This window comes from Pseudomonas asturiensis (assembly GCF_900143095.1).
In the GTDB taxonomy this organism is placed as follows: domain Bacteria; phylum Pseudomonadota; class Gammaproteobacteria; order Pseudomonadales; family Pseudomonadaceae; genus Aquipseudomonas; species Aquipseudomonas asturiensis.
In genome coordinates this window covers 55,563-74,576 of the sequence record NZ_FRDA01000005.1, presented here as the reverse complement: position 1 = coordinate 74,576, position 19,014 = coordinate 55,563, and the positions used below count along the sequence as shown (strand labels likewise).

General features: G+C 62.3%; 20 protein-coding genes and 1 riboswitch. Of the genes, 4 read left to right on the top strand and 16 right to left on the bottom strand.

Going from position 1 to position 19,014, the window contains the following annotated elements:
* Nucleotides 1-12: 12 nt before the first annotated feature.
* The 10 genes from BUB69_RS10670 to cobO are packed head-to-tail and all read right to left on the bottom strand — an operon-like array spanning nt 13 to nt 8,810.
* Nucleotides 13-744, bottom strand: a complete 732-nt coding sequence (locus BUB69_RS10670; RefSeq protein WP_073165944.1) for an adenosylcobinamide-GDP ribazoletransferase — start codon at nt 742-744, stop codon at nt 13-15.
* Between the two features lies 1 nt (nt 745).
* Nucleotides 746-1,318 carry an alpha-ribazole phosphatase family protein gene (gene cobC, locus BUB69_RS10665; RefSeq protein ID WP_073165941.1) on the bottom strand — a complete coding sequence of 191 codons (573 nt, stop codon included), beginning with the start codon at nt 1,316-1,318 and terminating at the stop codon, nt 746-748.
* Nucleotides 1,315-2,367, bottom strand: a complete 1,053-nt coding sequence (cobT, locus tag BUB69_RS10660; protein WP_073165938.1) for a nicotinate-nucleotide--dimethylbenzimidazole phosphoribosyltransferase — start codon at nt 2,365-2,367, stop codon at nt 1,315-1,317. The genes cobC and cobT overlap by 4 nt, the downstream gene beginning before the upstream one ends.
* A complete protein-coding gene (gene cobU / locus BUB69_RS10655) occupies nt 2,364-2,885 on the bottom strand; it encodes a bifunctional adenosylcobinamide kinase/adenosylcobinamide-phosphate guanylyltransferase (protein ID WP_073165935.1) in 522 nt (173 codons plus the stop codon). Before cobU ends, cobT begins: the two co-directional genes overlap by 4 nt.
* A gap of 1 nt (nt 2,886) precedes the next feature.
* Nucleotides 2,887-4,347: a cobyric acid synthase gene (locus BUB69_RS10650; protein ID WP_073165932.1), complete on the bottom strand. Its 1,461-nt coding sequence runs from the start codon at nt 4,345-4,347 to the stop codon at nt 2,887-2,889.
* Entirely contained in the window at nt 4,335-5,348 is a 1,014-nt protein-coding gene (cobD, locus tag BUB69_RS10645; RefSeq protein WP_073165929.1) for a threonine-phosphate decarboxylase CobD, read from the bottom strand. Before cobD ends, BUB69_RS10650 begins: the two co-directional genes overlap by 13 nt.
* Nucleotides 5,341-6,249 carry an adenosylcobinamide-phosphate synthase CbiB gene (gene cbiB / locus BUB69_RS10640; RefSeq protein WP_073165926.1) on the bottom strand — a complete coding sequence of 303 codons (909 nt, stop codon included), beginning with the start codon at nt 6,247-6,249 and terminating at the stop codon, nt 5,341-5,343. The genes cobD and cbiB overlap by 8 nt, the downstream gene beginning before the upstream one ends.
* Complete coding sequence (gene bluB, locus BUB69_RS10635) at nt 6,246-6,896, bottom strand: 5,6-dimethylbenzimidazole synthase (RefSeq protein ID WP_073165922.1); 651 nt, start codon at nt 6,894-6,896, stop codon at nt 6,246-6,248. Before bluB ends, cbiB begins: the two co-directional genes overlap by 4 nt.
* Nucleotides 6,893-8,188: a cobyrinic acid a,c-diamide synthase CobB gene (locus BUB69_RS10630; RefSeq protein WP_073165919.1), complete on the bottom strand. Its 1,296-nt coding sequence runs from the start codon at nt 8,186-8,188 to the stop codon at nt 6,893-6,895. The genes bluB and BUB69_RS10630 overlap by 4 nt, the downstream gene beginning before the upstream one ends.
* Before the next feature lie 10 nt (nt 8,189-8,198).
* On the bottom strand, nt 8,199-8,810 hold the full coding sequence (gene cobO / locus BUB69_RS10625) for a cob(I)yrinic acid a,c-diamide adenosyltransferase (protein WP_073165916.1): 612 nt from the start codon (nt 8,808-8,810) through the stop codon (nt 8,199-8,201).
* Nucleotides 8,811-8,903: 93 nt separating this feature from the next.
* A riboswitch (cobalamin riboswitch) is annotated at nt 8,904-9,119 on the bottom strand.
* A gap of 158 nt (nt 9,120-9,277) precedes the next feature.
* On the opposite strand from cobO, the gene BUB69_RS10620 reads away from it, so the two are divergent.
* Nucleotides 9,278-10,606, top strand: a complete 1,329-nt coding sequence (locus BUB69_RS10620) for a PQQ-dependent sugar dehydrogenase (protein WP_073165913.1) — start codon at nt 9,278-9,280, stop codon at nt 10,604-10,606.
* Between the two features lie 171 nt (nt 10,607-10,777).
* Here BUB69_RS10620 and BUB69_RS10615 read toward each other — a convergent pair whose 3' ends face one another.
* The 6 genes from BUB69_RS10615 to BUB69_RS10590 all read right to left on the bottom strand — a co-directional run bounded on the left by BUB69_RS10615 (nt 10,778) and on the right by BUB69_RS10590 (nt 16,088).
* Entirely contained in the window at nt 10,778-11,323 is a 546-nt protein-coding gene (locus BUB69_RS10615) for a C40 family peptidase (protein WP_073165909.1), read from the bottom strand.
* 86 nt (nt 11,324-11,409) lie between these two features.
* Entirely contained in the window at nt 11,410-12,132 is a 723-nt protein-coding gene (locus BUB69_RS10610; RefSeq protein ID WP_073165906.1) for a C40 family peptidase, read from the bottom strand.
* A 75-nt stretch (nt 12,133-12,207) separates the two neighbouring features.
* Nucleotides 12,208-12,972: an NAD-dependent deacylase gene (locus BUB69_RS10605; RefSeq protein ID WP_163032205.1), complete on the bottom strand. Its 765-nt coding sequence runs from the start codon at nt 12,970-12,972 to the stop codon at nt 12,208-12,210.
* A complete protein-coding gene (hda, locus tag BUB69_RS10600) occupies nt 12,966-13,670 on the bottom strand; it encodes a DnaA regulatory inactivator Hda (protein ID WP_004884162.1) in 705 nt (234 codons plus the stop codon). The genes BUB69_RS10605 and hda overlap by 7 nt, the downstream gene beginning before the upstream one ends.
* A gap of 217 nt (nt 13,671-13,887) precedes the next feature.
* Complete coding sequence (locus BUB69_RS10595) at nt 13,888-14,961, bottom strand: AI-2E family transporter (RefSeq protein WP_073165902.1); 1,074 nt, start codon at nt 14,959-14,961, stop codon at nt 13,888-13,890.
* A gap of 38 nt (nt 14,962-14,999) precedes the next feature.
* On the bottom strand, nt 15,000-16,088 hold the full coding sequence (locus tag BUB69_RS10590; RefSeq protein WP_073165899.1) for a DUF2066 domain-containing protein: 1,089 nt from the start codon (nt 16,086-16,088) through the stop codon (nt 15,000-15,002).
* 495 nt (nt 16,089-16,583) lie between these two features.
* Here BUB69_RS10590 and purM point away from each other — a divergent pair, with 495 nt between their 5' ends.
* The 3 genes from purM to BUB69_RS10575 are packed head-to-tail and all read left to right on the top strand — an operon-like array spanning nt 16,584 to nt 19,014.
* Entirely contained in the window at nt 16,584-17,642 is a 1,059-nt protein-coding gene (gene purM, locus BUB69_RS10585; protein WP_073165895.1) for a phosphoribosylformylglycinamidine cyclo-ligase, read from the top strand.
* Nucleotides 17,642-18,292: a phosphoribosylglycinamide formyltransferase gene (purN, locus tag BUB69_RS10580; protein ID WP_073165891.1), complete on the top strand. Its 651-nt coding sequence runs from the start codon at nt 17,642-17,644 to the stop codon at nt 18,290-18,292. The genes purM and purN overlap by 1 nt, the downstream gene beginning before the upstream one ends.
* Before the next feature lie 8 nt (nt 18,293-18,300).
* Nucleotides 18,301-19,014, top strand: a complete 714-nt coding sequence (locus tag BUB69_RS10575; RefSeq protein ID WP_073165888.1) for a DUF3108 domain-containing protein — start codon at nt 18,301-18,303, stop codon at nt 19,012-19,014.

Here is a 19,014-nt window from a genome sequence, read left to right as displayed (position 1 = left end):
CGGGGGGGGCGCTCAGAGCAGCACCATCGCCAGCAATACTGCGACTTCCAGCAACTCAAGCAACGCGCCAGCGGTGTCGCCCGTTGTGCCGCCCAGACGTCGGATCATCACCTGACGCAACCACAGAAAACAGACCATCGAGACCATCACGGCAGCCAGCCCCGACCAGCCGGCCAACAGGACACAGGCCGCCACACAGGTCAGCAACACTCGGCGAGCAGCGCCACGCGGCAAGTGATCCGACAGCGCCTGCCCCAGCCCGCCAGCGCGCACATAGGGCGTACTCAGAAACAGACCCAGCATTGCGCTGCGCCCGATCAGTGGCGCCAGCAGCAGTGCGAGGCTATGGTGGCTTTCGATCAGTGCCAGAATGGCGGTGAACTTGAGCAATAACACCAACACCAGCGTGACCACGGCTATCGGCCCGCTGCGCGGGTCCTTCATGATGGTCAGGGTTCGCTCGCGATCCCCGAAGCCTCCCAGCCAGGCATCGGCGCTGTCTGCCAGACCGTCCAGGTGCAAACCGCCGCTGAGCAGCACCCAGGCGCAGAGCAGCAACGCAGCGTGCAGCATGGGCGGCGCGCCATTGAGCAAGGCGTTCAGGCCCATCAATACGCTGCCGAACAGCACACCCACCAAGGGGTAGAACAACAGTGAGCGTCCCGTTTCCTCTGGACGCGGCATGCCGGGCAGGCGAATCGGAAAGCTGCCAAGAAATTGCAGAGCGATCCAGAATGGCAGCATGTCAGGCCTCCGTCAGAACGCCATCAGCGGCAACATCGATCGACAGCAGCGCGCCGTGGCCCACCACCACTTGCAACAACTGCTCACGCGGCAACCCTCGCGCCTGCGCCAGCAACAAGCGCATCACGCCGCCATGACTGACCAGCAACACCCGCTCACCGGCATACATGTCATACAGACGCTGCACAGCGCCGATAACGCGTGCTGAGAAATCGATCACCGGCTCGCCACCGGGGGGAGTAAACGTGTACGGGTCATTCCAGAACAACCCCAGCCCCTCGGCATCCGTTTCCATCAACTGCGCAGCGCTGTGACCTTCCCATTCACCGAAGTGCAGCTCTTGCAGCCCTGGCTCAAGCTGCAGAGGTAACGAAAGACGCTCAGCCAGCTCTTCAGAGAAGCGCGCGCAGCGTTGCAGCGGGGAACTGATGATCCGCTGCCACGGCCCGGCCTCAGAGACTGCCGAACGCATCTGTTGCCAGCCGGGTTCGGTCAACGCGTCGTCGAGGCTGCCGCGCAGACCACCACCCAGTTCGGTTTCACCATGACGCAGCATGTCCAGGCGCAAGCTCATGCCGGACGGTCCGACACGCTGGCCTCAGCAAAGGTCGACATGCCGTTGTGCAGCGCGCAGGCCATGCGCACCAATGGAACGGCCAGCGCCGCTCCACTGCCCTCGCCCAGGCGCAAACCCAGGTCCAGCAGCGGCTCGGCCTGCAGGGTTTCCAGCACATGACGATGACCTGTTTCAGCACCGCGATGGCCGAACAGCAGCCAATGGCGACACGACGGATTCAGGCGTACGGCCACCAGCGCAGCCACGCTGCAGATAAAACCATCGACCAGCGCCACGATCCCTTCCTGCGCACACGCCAGGTAAGCGCCCGTCAACGCGGCAATCTCGAAGCCGCCAAGGCTTAGCAGGCTGTGCAGCGGATCACCCATATGCTCGGCGTGCAGCTTGAGTGCACGCTCAATGACCTGAGTCTTGTGCTCGATGCCTTCAGCGTTTAGCCCGGTGCCCGGACCGACCAGCAGTTGCGCGGCGCATTCGAGCATCGAGCAGGCAACCGCACTGGCTGCGGTAGTATTGCCGATCCCCATTTCGCCACCGATGAACAGCTCGGTTCCGACGGCCTTGGCGCGCAGCACGCTGTCGCGTCCGGCCTGCAGGGCTGAAAACCCTTGCTCGGCAGTCATGGCCGGACCCTGGACAAAGTTGGCGGTGCCCGCACCCAGACGCAAGTGGCGCACGCCCGGCAGATCAACCGGCAACACCGTGCCCAGATCCACGACATCCAGTTGCGCCGAAAGCTGCTGGGCCAGGACGCTGATGGCCGCGCCACCGTTGACGAAGTTATGCAGCATCTGGCCGGTGACGGCCTGTGGGTAGGCCGACACACCTTCAGCCACCACACCGTGATCGCCCGCGAAAATCGCGATCCATACCTGATCGGCCTTGGGGCGTTCGCGCCCCTGCAGACCGGCGAGCTGCACGGCAAGCCGCTCCAGTTGCGCCAGCGAGCCGGCCGGCTTGGTCAGTTGTTGTTGACGGAGCAGAGCCGCTTCACGCATCGGCACATCAATGGCCTGCGCGGGCTCGAGCCACCAGGAGTTACTCATAGCGCGGTTCCTTTAAGAGTCAGGGGCAAGCCAGCCACGGTCAACACCACTCGCTGGCAACACTCGGCCAGGGATTGGTGCAACAGGCCGGCTTCGTCGACGTAGCGGCGGGTCAGCTCACCGAGGGGCACGACGCCCAGCCCGGTTTCGTTGCTGACAAAAATGATTTCACCCGGCAGCGCAGCCAGGCAATCGAGCAGTGCATCGCGTTCTTGCGTCAGGCGCTCCGGATTTTCAAGCATCAGCAGGTTGGTCAGCCACAACGTCAGGCAATCCACCAGCAGGCATTGATCGGGCGCTGCATGGTCTTGCAGCACGCGCGCCAGTTCGATCGGTTCTTCCACCAAGCCCCAGTGGTCGGGGCGACGGGCACGGTGGCTCGCGACGCGATGATTCATCTCACCGTCCAGCGGTTGACTGGTGGCGATGTAGGTCACGCTCAGGCCCGTATCGGCGGCCAGTTTCTCGGCCAGACGGCTCTTGCCGGAGCGCGCACCGCCCAGAATCAGTTGCAGCATGTCAGTTCGCCTCCAGGCCGCACAGTTGACGCAGCAATGTACCGTCCAGGTGTTTTTCCACCAGATCCGCCAGACGCTCGATGTCTCGCTCGCGCAGGGCGTGATAATCCACCTGCTGCACGTCGTGCAAGCCCGCCCAGCGCAGCAAGGCGCTGCACGCGGCAGGCGACTCGAAGAGGCCATGCAGATAGGTACCCAGAATCTGCCCGTCGGTGCTTTGCGCGCCATCACAACGACCGTCGTCCAGCCGAACGGCGGCCTGCTCCAGCGCCAGGCCCGTGGTAACACCGGCGTGAATCTCGTAGCCGCTGACTTCTGCGTCCTCCAGCGTCAGGCGTCCACGCACATTGCGCAGCTGTTTCTCGGACTCAAGCACCGTGCTCATGGCCAGCAGGCCAAGGCCCGGACTCGACCCCGCAGCGCCCTCCAGACCCAGCGGATCATGCATTTGCTCGCCGAGCATCTGCAGCCCGCCACAGATGCCCATCAGCTTGCCGCCGTAGCGCAGATGGCGCTGAATGGCGTCTTCCCAGCCATTGGCGCGCAGGTAAGCCAGGTCACTGCGCACGCTTTTCGAGCCAGGCAGAATGATCAGGTCGGCAGGCGGTATCGCCTGGCCAGGCCCGATGAATTGCAGGTTGACCTGCGGATGCAGGCGTAGCGGGTCAAAATCGGTGTGGTTACTGATGCGTGGTAACACCGGCACCACCACATTCAGCACCTGCTCGACCTTGTCGGTCTGACGCTGATCAAGACCGTCTTCGGCTTCCAGATGCAGGTCCATGACGTAGGGCAGCACGCCGACCACCGGTTTGCCGGTGCGCGCTTCCAGCCAGTCCAGGCCCGGTTGCAGCAGCGCAATGTCGCCGCGAAACCGGTTGATGATGAAGCCCTTGACCCGTGCCTGTTCGCTGGGCGAGAGCAACTCCAGCGTACCCACCAGATGCGCAAAGACGCCGCCACGGTTGATGTCGGCAATCAGCAACACCGGGCAATCAACCGCTTCGGCGAACCCCATGTTGGCAATGTCGTTGGCGCGCAGATTGATCTCGGCGGGCGAGCCGGCACCTTCGACCATGACCACCGGGTAGCGCTGGCCCAGCCGCTCGTGGGACTCCAGCACAGCGCGCATGGCGATCTCTTTATAGCTGTGATACGCCACCGCATTCATGGTGGTGACGGCGCGACCATGGATGATGACCTGCGCGCCGGTGTCGCTGTTGGGTTTGAGTAACACCGGGTTCATGTCGGTATGCGGCGCCAGGTAACAGGCTTGAGCCTGAACCGCCTGGGCCCGTCCGATCTCGCCACCGTCAGCGGTCACGGCGCTGTTGAGCGCCATGTTCTGCGGCTTGAACGGCACGACCTCGACGCCTTGCCGCGTCAACCAGCGGCACAGGGCCGTCACCAGCGTGCTTTTACCGGCATCGGACGTGGTGCCTTGTACCATCAACGTGGCCATGGAGATTCCTTGCGGTATTCAAACAGGACAGTGTGCAGGCGCCGCCAGTCGGCTTCATCCAGAGGCAGCCCGAAACGCAGGCTGGACGCTTCCGGGGTCTGGCCCTCAAACAGGCGCAACAACACGCCACGCCGGGCGCAGAACTCATAGATGGCCTGGGCCTCAGCGGTGACCAGCCATTGGAATAAGGCACAGCCACCGTGGGGTGCCAGGCCGTACGACTCAAGCAACGCCACCAGACGATCACGCGCCTGATCAGTGCGTAAACGCTGTTGCGCCTGCCCCTCGCGATCACGCAGGCAGGCTTGCCCCAGAATCCGCGTCGGCCCGCTGACAGCCCAGGGTCCGATTTCCTGAGCCAGCAGCCTGAGCAAGCCAGGCTCGGCCAGCACGAAGCCGAGCCTGACCCCGGCCAACCCAAAGAACTTGCCGAACGAACGCAGGACGATCAACCCGATGCGCCAGGTCTCGGCCGCCAGACTGAGCGCTGGCGTGTTGTCCATGAACGCCTCGTCCACCACCAGCCAGCCGCCCCGCTCCGCCAGTCGCGCATGCCACTCCAGCAGGCGTTCGGCGCTCAGGTGCAGGCCTGTCGGGTTGTTGGGGTTGACCACCACCAGTACGTCGAGACTGTCGAGAAAGTAGTCCACTTCATGCTCGCCGACCTCGCGCACCATGAAGCCACTCTTGCGCCAGGCATGCGCGTGCTCGGCGTAGCAGGGTGACAGCACACCGACCCGGCCAGCACTGCGCACCCGCGGAAGCGCCTGAATCGCCGCCTGCGAGCCAGGCACCGACAGCACCTGCGGCACGCCATAGTAGGCGCAGGCCGCGGCCTCAAGCCCGTCGTCGGTCTCGGGCAGTCGCGCCCAGGCGCGCAGGGGAATGTCCGGCACCGGCCATGACCACGGCGCGATACCGGTGGATAAATCCAGCCAGTTGGCCTGATCAATGCCGTAATGCTGCGCCGCTGCGCGCAATCGCCCGCCGTGCTCAAGCATAGAATTCGGTCCCGACGCACAGCACCAGCAACCACAGCCAGACGCCGCGCTGCACCAGCTCCCAGCCACGATCGATGGAGTGCGCGTCGGCAGGTACACCTTCGCCCAATTTAGGGCGTTGATGCAGTTCACCGTGATAGATCGCCGCGCCGCCCAGCTCGACGCCCAAGGCACCTGCGCCGGCGGCCATCACCGGGCCTGCGTTGGGGCTGTCCCAGGTAGGTCCCTGAGTGCGCCAGCAGCGGATCGCAAGGCGGGTCTTGCCCAGTAACGCGTAAGTCAACGCCACCAGTCGGGCAGGTATGTAGTTGAGCAGGTCGTCGATTTTTGCCGCTGCCCAGCCGAAACGCTCGAAGCGCTCATTGCGATAGCCCCACATGGCGTCGAGGGTATTGCTCAAGCGATAAAGCACCACGCCAGGGACACCGGCCACGACAAACCAGAACAGCGCGGCGAACACTGCGTCGCTACCGTTTTCAAGCACCGACTCGGTGGCGGCGCGTGCCACTTCGGTGGCGTCCAGTTCGCGGGTCTCGCGACTGACCAGATAGCCGACCCGACGGCGCGCCTCCTCCAGGTCATCGCTGCGCAGGGCCTGAGCCACGGGCTGTACATGTTCGCCGAGGCTGCGCATGCCGAGCGCGCAGTACAGCGCCAGTATTTCAATCAGCCAGCCCACGAAGGGTGCCCAGCTCAGCAGTGTGGCCAACAGCGTCAGCGGTATCACCGCCACGAACCAGGCCGTGACGCCATGACTGCGCCAGCCTCGACCGCCACTGTTGAAACGCTGCTCCAGGCGATTGGCAAAACGTCCGAACGCCACCAGTGGATGACCGCGTTTCGGCTCGCCCAGCAGCGCATCCAGCGCAACCCCGGCCACGCTCAACAGCGCCACACTCATTGACCCACTCCCCATTGATTCTCATACAACAGCTCTTGCAGCGGACGCGCCTGCGCCCAGCCTTCCAGCACCAGCATGGGCGCGGGATAAAATTCTTTCACCGGCCCCAGGCACAGAATCGCCAGCGGCTTGGCCCCTTCCGGCATGGCCAGCAGATCAGCCAGCGCGTCCGGGTCGAACAACGAGACCCAGCCCATGCCGAGCCCTTCTGCCCGTGCGGCCAGCCAGAGGTTCTGAATCGCGCAGGACAGTGACGCCATGTCCATTTCCGGCAAGGTCCGACGACCGAAAATGTGTTGCTCGCGCCCTTCCATCAGCGCGGCCACCAGCACTTCGGCGCAGTCGTTGATGCCTTCGACCTTGAGCTTCATGAACTCGTCGGTGCGCTCGCCCAACGCTTCGGCCGTACGGATTCGCTCTTCTTCCACCTGCGCCTGCATCTTGCTGCGCAGGACCGGATCGCTGATCCGGATGAATCGCCAGGGCTGCATCAGGCCGACGCTGGGTGCCTGATGAGCAGCCTCCAGCAACCTGACCAACAGCTCGGGGGATACGCTGCCCCCAATGAAGTGACGCATGTCGCGGCGCTCGGCAATCGCGCGATACACCGCTGCCCGTTCTTGATCGTTGAACGCGTGCCCGGTCATGGTTTGAACAGAGCCGCAATCGCCTGTGGGCAGGACGGGAAATAGAAATGGACGTAAGAAGCGGTCAGGCGGCCGTCACGGTAGACCGCTTCGGCTCCGCGTCCGCCATTAGGGCTGACCCCTCGAGCAATCGGCTGCAGCTCGGTGGTGGTCAGCGAGTGGTGATAGGTGTGGCCGCGCAGCTCGCCCTCAGGCAGCTCGACAGATTGCAGGGCCAGCGCCGCCAGCCGTTTCTGCATCGCGGCTTCGCCTGCCAGGAGACCCACCAGTCTGGCGCGCACGCCCTCGACGTCGATTAGGGCATCCAGCAGATACAGCATGCCGCCGCACTCGGCCAGCAGGGGTTTACCTGCCGCATGGTGCGCCCTGATGTCGGCCAGCATCGTGGAATTGGCAGACAGCTCGACGTGGTGCAGTTCTGGATAGCCGCCGGGCAGGTAGAGGCTGTCGGTTTCGGGCAGATGGCTGTCGTGGATTGGCGAGAAGAACGTCAGTTCTGCGCCCATATTGCGCAGCAGGTCAAGGCTGGCGCCGTAGGTGAACGCAAAGGCCTCGTCATGCGCTATCGCAATACGTACGCCGTCCAGCAGCGGCAGGATCTCGATCGGGTCGGGAGCGGTGAACGTCACCGCTGGCGGCAAGGACACTTCGCAGGTGCTGGCCAGCGCAGCCGCCGCCATGTCCAGACGCAGGTCCAGATCATTGAGCTCGTTGGCCTGCACCAGTCCCAGATGCCGGCTGGGCAGCTCGAAACCGGTTTCCCGGGACAACGCACCGTACCAGCGCAAGCCTTCGGTCAGGCTGTTTTCCAGCAGTTGCGCATGACGTACGGTGCCGACGCGGTTGGCCAGCACCCCGGCAAAGGGCAGGTCAGGCTGGTAACGCGCCAGTCCCAGGGCCAGAGCACCGAAGGTCTGCGCCATGGCCGTGCCGTCAATCACGCCGAGCACCGGCACACCGAAGTGGCGCGCCAGATCGGCGCTCGACGGCGTGCCATCGAACAGCCCCATCACGCCTTCGATCAGAATCAGGTCGGCTTCGCCGGCTGCCTCCCAGAGCAAACGGCGACTCTCGTCTGCACCGACCATCCACAAGTCCAGCTGATACACCGGCGCGCCGCTCGCGCGCTCCAGAATCATCGGATCGAGAAAGTCCGGGCCGCACTTGAAGACCCGGACCTTGCGGCCCTGATTACGATGCAGGCGGGCCAGTGCCGCCGTGACGGTGGTTTTGCCCTGACCAGACGCAGGTGCGGCGATCAATACGGCGGGGCAATCCCTGGGGGTTCTCATGATCGGCCACTCATAACTCGATACCTTTCTGTGCCCGAATGCCGGACTGGAACGCGTGCTTGACCACACCGATATCGGAAACGGTATCGGCCAGGTCGATCAATTCGGGTTTGGCACCACGGCCAGTCACCACCACATGCTGCATGGGTGGGCGGGCCTGCAGGTCGCTCAATACTTGCTCAAGGTCCAGATAGCCATGCTTGAGGGCGATGTTCAACTCATCGAGTACCACCAGACCAATAGCCGGGTCGCGCAGCATTTCCAGACTCACGGCCCAGGCGGCTTCGGCCGCAGCGATGTCGCGCTGGCGATCCTGGGTTTCCCAGGTGAAGCCTTCGCCCATCACGTGGTAGCGCACCTGCTCGGGGAAACGGCGGAAGAACATCTCTTCGCCAGTGCTATTACGGCCCTTGATGAACTGCACCACGCCGCACTGCATGCCATGACCCATGGCGCGCGCGAGCATGCCGAACGCCGAACTGCTCTTGCCCTTGCCGTTGCCGGTCAGTACCAGTATCAGGCCGCATTCATTTGGAGAGCTGGCGATACGCTCATCCATCACGGCTTTCTTGCGCAGCATGCGCGCCAGATGGCGTTCGTCGCGTTCGGGGGATTCGTTCATCTCGGCTCTCCGCTTTGGGGGGTCGCGAAAGCAGACGGAAGGACAGCACTGAACAGCACGGCAACGCCCTGCACAGAGCATCACCCTCCGTGATGCCATTGAGTATTTCAGGCCGGTCTCCGGGCTCATGAGCGGGTCATCCCGGCTGCACGCCTTCCCGTGTCGAAACACAGTGGCACGATGCGCAGCCTTGACTCATTTACCGTTGCGGGGGCAGCGCCGGAATCGGATCGAATGACCCTCACCGGCTTCCCTGTTTCACCCTGCCAATCGGGAAGATTGCAGAGCACCTGAAACAAACCGCGAAGGGTAGAGGGTTGGGGATGGAGCGTCAATCGACACTGCAGCGTAATGGCATATAGGCCATTCACTTGCATGGCGCAGCCAATCCCTGCACACAATTGAACCTCAGCGAACGGGGTGTCTCTATCCCTTACGGACCCAGCCTTTTTCGATGGAGATTCACCATGTTCAAAATCAGACCACAGTACGCCGTAATGCTTCTGCTCGCAGGCGGCCTTGCGGCATGCGGCGAGTCTTCGACCCTGCAGGTCTCGGACGGAACGGGACCCTCTCCGAAATTGCCGGAACCCAACAAGACGCTGATTCCGACGGTCAATATCGCCCCGGCCATCGGCTGGGACAAAGACGCCAAACCGGTGGCCGCGCCAGGCACGCAGGTCGGCGCCTTCGCCGAACATCTGGATCACCCCCGCTGGCTCTACGTGCTGCCCAACGGCGACGTGCTGGTCGCCGAAACCAATTCGCCGGCCAAGCCGGATGACGGCAAAGGCATTCGTGGCTGGGTCATGGAAAAGGTCATGGGCCGCGCCGGTGCAGGCGTGCCGAGTGCCAACCGCATCACGCTGCTGCGCGACACCAACCATGACGGTGTCGCCGAAACCCGCAGCGTCTTTCTGCAGAATCTCAACTCGCCGTTTGGCATGACCCTGGTCGGCAACAAGCTGTATGTGGCCGATACCGACCGCCTGATCAGCTTCCCGTATGAAAGCGGCCAGACCTCGATCAGCGCTCAGCCGACCAAAGTGGTCGACCTGCCGGGCGGCACGCTGAATCACCACTGGACCAAAAACGTCATTGCCAGCAAGGACGGCAGCAAGCTTTACGTCACCGTCGGCTCCAACAGCAATGTGGCCGAGAACGGTATGGACAAGGAAGAAGGCCGCGCGGCGATCTGGGAAGTGGACGCCGCCACCGGCAGCCATCGCATCTTCGCCTCGGGACTGCGCAACCCCAACGGCATGGACTGGGAACCGACCACCGGCAAGCTATGGACCGCCGTCAACGAGCGTGACGAGATCGGCAGCGACCTGGTGCCCGATTACGTGACTTCAGTGCAGGATGGTGGCTTCTATGGCTGGCCTTACAGCTATTACGGCCAGCACGTCGACGCGCGCGTCAAGCCGCAGAACCCGGCTCTGGTCGCCAAGGCCGTCGCCCCGGACTATGCGGTCGGCCCGCACACTGCTTCATTGGGTCTGGTTTTTGCCGATGGCAAAACCCTTGCAGCACCGTTCAATGAAGGGCTGTTCATCGGCCAGCACGGTTCCTGGAACCGTAAACCGCACAGTGGCTACAAGGTGGTGTTCGTACCGTTCAGCGGCGGTAAACCCAATGGCGCGCCAGTGGATGTACTGACCGGCTTTCTCAACAGCGACGAAAAAGCCATGGGCCGTCCGGTCGGTGTGGTGAATGACCATCACGGCGGACTGCTGGTGGCTGATGACGTAGGCAACAAGATCTGGCGGGTGACGTCGGTGAAGGCGGCTCAGTAGATAGAAGAGGCCTCAGGGAGTAAGTTTGTGGGAGGCGGCTTTGCCGGCGATGGGGCTATTTCAGGCGCTGAGAGCGCTGGCTAAGAAACCGAATCGCCGACAAGCCGCCTCCCAAACTCCCTGCCAACTGCCAGACATCGGCAGGCGCTTGCACCATCGAAACGGCTGTAATCAGGGACGATTCTGCGCCAGGTTCGACGGCTGGATCACACGCTTGGCGTTGAGGTAGGCTTTCTGCCAATACGGTTTGTCGAGGCTGTCGAGCTTGACGGTGCCGCCGGTGGCAGGGGCATGTACGAAGCGGCCCTCCCCGACGTAGATGCCGGCATGGGAGACCTGCGAGCCACCCGAGGTGGCGAAGAACACCAGATCCCCTGACTGCAATTGCTCGCGGCGCACATCTGGCGCGCCCATCACGACCATGTCGCGGGTCGAACGAGGCAGCGAGATACCGGCCGCATCACGATAGACATAGCCGATCAGACCACTGCAATCGAAACCCGAATCCGGCGTGTTGCCACCCCAGCGGTAAGGCGTGCCAACCAGACCCAACGCACGAAACAGCACGTCTTCGGCAGCCGGAGAAAGAATCTGGGGAGGTGCGGTGACCACCGGACGCTGAACGATCCGCGGCGAGGCAGGCGGCGGCGGTGCGCTGGCACAAGCGCCCAGCAACGCAGCCAAGGAAAGAACCATCAGGCGCAAAGCAATCGACATAACCACAACAACCTGATCTGGATGCGGCTTACGCTGCCGAGAAGCTCAAAAACGCAGACAGGCCACTGGCCTGTCTGCGTATCCCATTATTTACGGCGTTTTACGACGGTCTTGACTGTAGTCGAAGTCATGGCGGTTGTCTGCGTGGCTTCGACAGGGGCTTTCACGGCAACCGTGCCAGGAGCCATTGCCAGCGGACGCTTGGCTTCGATGAAGGTCTTGCTCCAGTAGGCGTCATCGAGGCTGTCGATGCGCACACCGCCACTGCGACGGCTGCTGGAATGAATGAACTGGTCGTTGCCTGCGTAGATCGCCGCATGGCTGACACGTCCACGGCCGCGTGTGCTGAAGAACAGCAGATCACCCGGTTTGAGATTGTTACGCGAGACCAGAGGTGCATCGACGTTGATCATTTCGCGCGTGGAGCGTGGCAGGTTCATGCCAGCCTCTTCACGAAACAGGTAGCCGATGAAACCGCTGCAATCGAAACCCGAACGGGTCGACGTGCCGCCGAACTGGTAACGCGTACCGATCAGGGCCTTGCCACGTTCAAGGATACTGTCGGCCAGAACCGGCAGTTTGTAGGATTGGTTGTCAGAGAACTGAGCCAGCTCGTCTTCGGTGGCCAGTTCGTCCTGCAGGGTGGCGGCGTCGGCGCGATGGGCAGCGGACTGTGCAGTGACGGTGTTCTGGTAACGAGGCTTTGGCTGAACCTGATCGTGCTGCGCAACCGGCATATTGGCCGAGCAACCGAACAGGAACGTAACGAGTGCGAGTGGCACGAGGGGTGCGAAGCGAACAACTTGCATGAGCACGACCGTGGCTGAACTGTTAAGAAGGCGAGACTATGCCCGCTATGAAAGTGATTTGCAAATTCAATCGAACTAAATGTGACTTATCAGTTTTTCCATGACATGTGCCGCCCTGCACTTCAAAAAGACGTCCATTTGCGCGCTGTGATCGGTTGGCTCAGGATTGATTTCCGCCGTAAAACCCCCGGAAACCCGGGTCCTGATCACAGGTTCATGGATATACGGGAAGCTCGCCGTGGTGCCGATGCTCACCACGGCGTCATAGCCTTTAGCCAGTTGTTCATACAGTGTTTCCAGGGCTCGTTCCGGGAGCATTTCCTGAAAAAGAACGACGGACGGTCGCAAAACGCCACCACAGATGGAGCACAGCGGCGGCAAAGGGCGATCGAGGTGTTCACTCAGCCCTGCATCCTGCGCGCCGCACGACTGGCAGAACAGCGGCGACATCTGCCCATGGATCTCGATCAGCCTGTCTGGAGGGCTACCGGCGGCGCGATGGTAGCCATCGACGTTTTGGGTCAGCACCCAGCACTCAGGTTTGATGCGCTGCAATTGAGCGATGGCGTAATGCGCAGAGTTGGGCTGGCCACCCAGACAGGCCTTGCCCAGTTGGGCGATGTACTTCCAGCACAACGCAGGATCGCGGCGCAGCATCGGCCCGGACAACGCCACCTCTATCGGCAGGCCATCGTCGGTTCTGCCGTTATAGAGCCCGCCAACGCCACGGTAGGTCGGCAAACCTGAATCGGCCGAAAGACCTGCACCGGTAATGATCAGGATCCGCTGTGCATGACGCAGTGCGGCTGCCGTTTGGAGCAACAGCGCCTCGTCTACCACCCAAGCGTCTCTTTGAGAAAGGGAATGGTGAGCTTGCGCTTCTCCTGAAGCGACGCCTGGTCCAGGCGCTCCAGCAATTCGAACAGCGCGCTCATGCTGCGGGTGCCGCGCGTGAGGATGAAATGCCCGACTTCGTCGGTCAGGTGCAGGCCGCGGCGCGAGGCACGCAGTTGCAGGGCACGCAGCTTGTCTTCATCGGACAGGCCACGCATCTGGAACACCAGCGCCATGGTCAGGCGAGACTTGAGGTCCGGTAGCTTGACCGGCAGTTCACGTGGCGACTTGGACGCCGCAATCAACAGGCGTCGGCCACTGTCACGCAGGCGGTTGAACAGATGGAACAGGGCCTCTTCCCACTCTGGCTTGCCAACCACCGCCTGCAGGTCGTCCAGGCACACCAGCTCGTACTGTTCCAGATGATCGAACAGCTCGATGCCTTCATCAATGACTTCGGCCAACGGCAGATAAACCGCAGGCTCGCCCATCTGCTCGAACCGCAGGCAGGCCGCCTGCAGCAGATGCGTGCGCCCCACCCCGTCCTTGCCCCATAGATAGATGAGGCTTTCCGTCCACCCGGCGTCGGCTTCGCACAGCCGCTCGACATAGCCGAGTGCAGCGGCATTGGCGCCTGGATAGTAATTGACGAAAGTGGCGTCATCACGCAGACGCACACTCAGGGGCAGCTGAATCGGTTTCATGCTGACTAGCGGTTCATGCGAACCGCCAAGGGCCTCTGTGTAAAGTGCGCAAAGTTTATACCCGTGACGCTGGTCGCACAATGCGACAGACCCCAAGCAAAATCAAAGGGTTGCGTCAGGCCGTGTAAAGCGAAGGTACGTATTCGGTGTTTTGCGCCTCTCGATGGACAACGCATCTGCCCATCAAGAGGTTCATGGCATCAAGGCTCAAAAGCCCTCACAAATCGGGGTCTTCGGCCCCGGCGTAGATTTCCGAATCCTTGTAAACGTCATGAACATGGCGCACCAGCACCATGATCACGGCCGCTACCGGCAAGGCCAGCAGGATGCCGGTAAAGCCGAACAGTTCGCCACCGGCAAGGATCGCGAAGATCACCGCCACCGGGTGCAGACCGATGCGATCGCCCACCAGCAAGGGGGTGAGCACCATGCCTTCCAGCGCCTGGCCGATCATGAACACCGCTACGATGCCCATCATCGGATACAGATCGCCGCCGAACTGGAACAAACCGGCCACCAGCGCCGAACCGATCCCGATCACGAACCCCATATAAGGCACGATGGCCGCAAGACCGGCGATCACACCGATCAACAACCCCAGCTCCAGCCCGACCAGCATCAGACCCGCAGCGTAGATCACGCCAAGGCCGACCATGACCAGCAACTGGCCGCGAATGAACGCGCCCAGCACTTCATGACACTCACCCGCCAGCTTGACGATCTGCCCTTCGCGTTGACGAGGCAACAGACCGCGAATCTTGCCCATCATCACGTCCCAGTCGCGCAGCAGGTAGAAGCACACCACCGGGATCAGCACCAGATTGGTCAGCCAGCCGATCAGCGCCAGACTCGACGCCGTGGCCTGCGACAGGACGATGGAAACGATGTCGCCCGCCTGTCCCATGTGCTCGGACAACGCAGCCTTGATCTTGTCGAACTTCCAGAACCCGTCAGACAGCCCGAACTTGGCCTGCACCCACGGTAAGGCGGAATGCTGTAGCCAGTCGAGCATCTGCGGTGCCAGCTCGTACAACCGATACAACTGCTTGGCGAGCATCGGCACCAGCACCAGCAGCAGCGCCATCAGCACCAGTGTGAACAGGCCAAAGACCGCCACCACGCTAAGCGTGCGCGACATCCCCGCCCGCTCCAGGCGATCCACCAGCGGATCGCCCATGTAGGCCAGTAACAGCGCCACCAGAAACGGGGTGAGGATCGTGTGCAGCAGCACCACGAATACCACCACAAGGGCCAGTCCGCCGATCCAGAACCAACGTCGCGTATCAGTCATCAATGTCTCTCAACCCAAGTAAAAGTGCGCTTGCCGGATTACCAGCGGAAATACAGTTGTGGCGCAGCCGCCGGGACAATCATGGGAGCTGTCGCCGATGCAGGTGCCGTGGCAGGTGCGGACGCATCGACCGGTGCAGCAGGCGCAGGCGGTGTTGCCGTTGCAGCCGCCTCGCTCGCCGGCACTTCCTGAAGTTTAGCCAGCGACATTTGCGAACGAAGCTGATCGGCGCTGCCGTTGACTTCGAATGTCACGCGATCCCCTTCGACCAGCTTCACGCGTACCCCGAACGGATCGAGTAACTGCAGCAGTTGCGCGTAACGCTCAAGGTTCATGCCCTGCACCTGCATGAGCAGGCCGGTGGCTTCCCCTGGTTTGGCCACGAAACGTGGGGCCAGACGCTGACTGACTGCCAGCATCACCGCATCGGCCAACGCCTCGGAACTGGCGCCGGTCGCGGCGCCCTGCTCGCGCTGCTCACCCAGCCACAGACGCCACTTGCCTTGCCATTGCCCGGCTTCCTCGCGGGCATGCACCGCCAGAATCGCATCGGCACCATAGCGCTCCGACGCTTCCTTGAGCGGCGCAGCGTCGGTGCCCTCCAGTGTCTTGGCGGTGCCGATGCCCTGCTCGCTCAGGTCAGCCAGCGGCAAACGCAGCGGCAGCCCCCGGTGCTGGGCAGCGCGGCGCAGCGGCTCGGCCGATGCCTGACCGTCGCCGACGAGATTGGAGCCTTCGACCGAGTCATTCAGCCACCAGCCCAGGATCGACGGGCGGTTACTGCCCCAGATCGGCAGACCCGCCTGGCGCAGTGCACGATCAGTGGTGGCCGGGTCGAAATCGACCAGCAGGGTTTCAGGCGGCCCCGCTTCATAGCCGTATTGGCTGATGATCTGCTGGGGATCCTTGCGCAGCGCAGCGATTGCCGCCCCTTGAGCGGCCTTGGCGTCGCCGGTCAGGCGCAATACCAGTGTGTCGACGGCCGCCTGAGTGGCCCGTGTACGTTCATCAGGCGACTGGCCGCTGACCGGTTCGCGTACCTGATAGAGATTGTTCACTGTTTCGGCGAGGGTCGGCAGGCTGAACAGGGACAGGCAGCCGACTAAAAGAATTCTGGAAAAACGCATGGACAGTTCCCGAACGGAAAAAAGTAAAGAACAGCAGTCTCAGGAGGGGTTCGAATGGCGTGATAAGCCCAGGCTCTGTACGTAAAGTCGGCGAGCGAAGGTCAGGCAAGGCAAAAACAGGCGAGGAAGCGGAGTCTACGTGTTGTAAATGAGCATTCCGAGCCTGTTTTTAACGCAGCATCACCGAGCGCAGCACTTTACGTACAGAGCCTAGGACAGCGGTTCGCCACCATTCATTCAATCCCCCTTTAAAGTACACCCTAAACGTTTGCAGACGAACCGACAGGGCTCACCCTGCGCGGTTTATTTTGTAGAACGCCCTCCTACCGTCGGCGCAAGGATGGCCCCACGAAGGCAAGCCTGATAAAATCGCGCGCCTTCGCAGACCGGCAATCGCGATGACCCAACCTGGCACTGCGCACCTGGCGCCTTGCTGAACGGGACCCACTGCAGCGGTCGATACCTCCGAATCCCCCCTAAAGGCCTGGATTTTTTATGAGCAAGCAACCCTCCCTGAGCTACAAAGACGCCGGTGTAGACATCGACGCCGGTGAAGCATTGGTCGAACGCATCAAGAGCGTGGCCAAGCGCACCAAGCGTCCGGAAGTCATGGGCGGCCTGGGAGGTTTCGGCGCCCTCTGCGAAATCCCGGCTGGCTACAAGCAACCCGTGCTGGTTTCCGGCACCGACGGCGTCGGCACCAAGCTGCGCCTGGCGCTGAACCTGAACAAACACGACAGCATCGGCATCGACCTGGTGGCCATGTGCGTCAACGACCTGGTGGTCTGCGGTGCCGAGCCGCTGTTCTTCCTGGACTACTACGCCACCGGCAAACTGAACGTCGACACCGCCGCTCAGGTCGTGACCGGCATCGGCGCTGGCTGCGAACTGGCCGGTTGCTCGCTGGTGGGCGGTGAAACCGCTGAAATGCCAGGCATGTACGAAGGCGAAGACTACGACCTGGCCGGTTTCTGCGTTGGCGTCGTCGAGAAAGCTGAAATCATCGACGGCACCAAGGTCGCTGCTGGCGACGCGCTGCTGGCACTGCCGTCTTCCGGCCCGCACTCCAACGGTTACTCGCTGATCCGCAAGATCATCGAAGTGGCGGGTGCCGACATCGAGAACATCCAGCTGGACGGCAAACCATTGACCGAACTGCTGATGGCCCCGACCCGCATCTACGTGAAGCCGTTGCTCAAGCTCATCAAGGAAACCGGTGCCGTCAAGGCCATGGCCCACATCACCGGTGGTGGCCTGCTGGACAACATCCCGCGCGTTCTGCCACAAGGCGCTCAGGCCGTGGTCGACGTCGCCAGCTGGCAGCGTCCGGCCGTATTCGACTGGTTGCAGCAGCAGGGCAACGTTGAGGAAAACGAAATGCACCGCGTGCTGAACTGCGGCGTGGGCATGGTGATCTGCGTGGCGCAGGAGCATGTCGAAACCGCGCTGAACGTGCTGCGCGAAGCGGGCGAGCAGCCATGGGTGATCGGCCAGATCGCCACTGCCGCCGAAGGTGCAGCGCAAGTCGAGCTGAAAAACCTCAAGGCGCATTGATGTCAGCCACCTGCGATGTCGTGGTGCTGCTTTCCGGCACCGGTGGCAACCTGCAAGCGATGATCGACAGTTTCAGGGACGGGGCCAGCCCCGTCCGCATCCGCGCTGTCATCTCCAACCGTGATGATGCCTTCGGCCTGCAACGCGCCAGAGACGCAGGCATCGAGACCTGCGTGCTGGACCACAAGGCGTATGACGGACGCGAAGCCTTCGATGCCGCGCTGGTCGAGCTGATCGACGCCTTCCAGCCCCGGCTGGTGGTACTGGCCGGTTTCATGCGCATCCTCAGCGCGGGCTTCGTCCGCCACTACCAGGGTCGCCTGCTCAACATCCACCCTTCCCTGCTGCCGCGCTACAAAGGTCTGCACACCCATCAGCGGGTGCTGGAGGCCGGCGATGCCGAACATGGTTGCAGCGTGCATTTCGTGACCGAGGAACTCGATGGCGGCCCTCTGGTCGTACAGGCAGTTATTTCGGTACAGTTGCACGACACGCCCACCACGCTTGCGCAACGGGTGCACGTTCAGGAACACCGTATCTACCCACTGGCAATACGCTGGTTTGCCGAAGGCAGACTGACACTGGGCGAGAACGGCGCATTACTGGACGATGAGCTACTCCCGGCCAGCGGCCATTTGATTCAACCCTAGGAGATACTATGCGTCGCGCTCTGCTCTTCGCTTTCGCTCTGCTCGCCTTGCCTGCTGCACAGGCCGCAGACCTTCAACCCTTCTCCGCCAGCTACACCGCCGACTGGAAGCAACTGCCCATGAGCGGTACGGCAGAACGCAGCCTTGAAGCCGGCCCCAACGGCACCTGGACCCTGAACTTCAAGGCGTCGATGATGATCGCCAGCCTGACCGAAGTCAGCACCCTGAAAGTCGACAAGGAAACCCTGCTGCCGCAGACCTATACCTTCGAGCGCAGTGGCCTGGGCAAGTCGAAGAAAGTGGACCTGGCGTTCGACTGGAACACCAAGTTCGTGACCGGCACCGACCGTGGCGATGCGATCAAGCTGCCGCTCAACCGTGGCATTCTCGACAAATCCACTTACCAGCTCGCCTTGCAGCATGACGTGGCTGCCGGCAAGAAGAGCATGAGTTATCAGGTGGTGGACGGCGATGAAGTCGACACTTACGACTTCCGCGTGCTGGGCTCGGAGAAAGTCGACACCAAAGCTGGCCAGGTCGATGCGATCAAGGTCGAGCGCGTACGCGATCCGACACAAAGCAAGCGCATCACCGTGCTGTGGTTCGCCAAGGACTGGGATTACCTGCTGGTCCGTCTGCAACAGGTCGAGACCGACGGCAAGGAATACAACATCATGCTGCAGGACGGCACGGTGAACGGCAAGCCTGTCAAAGGCAGCTGA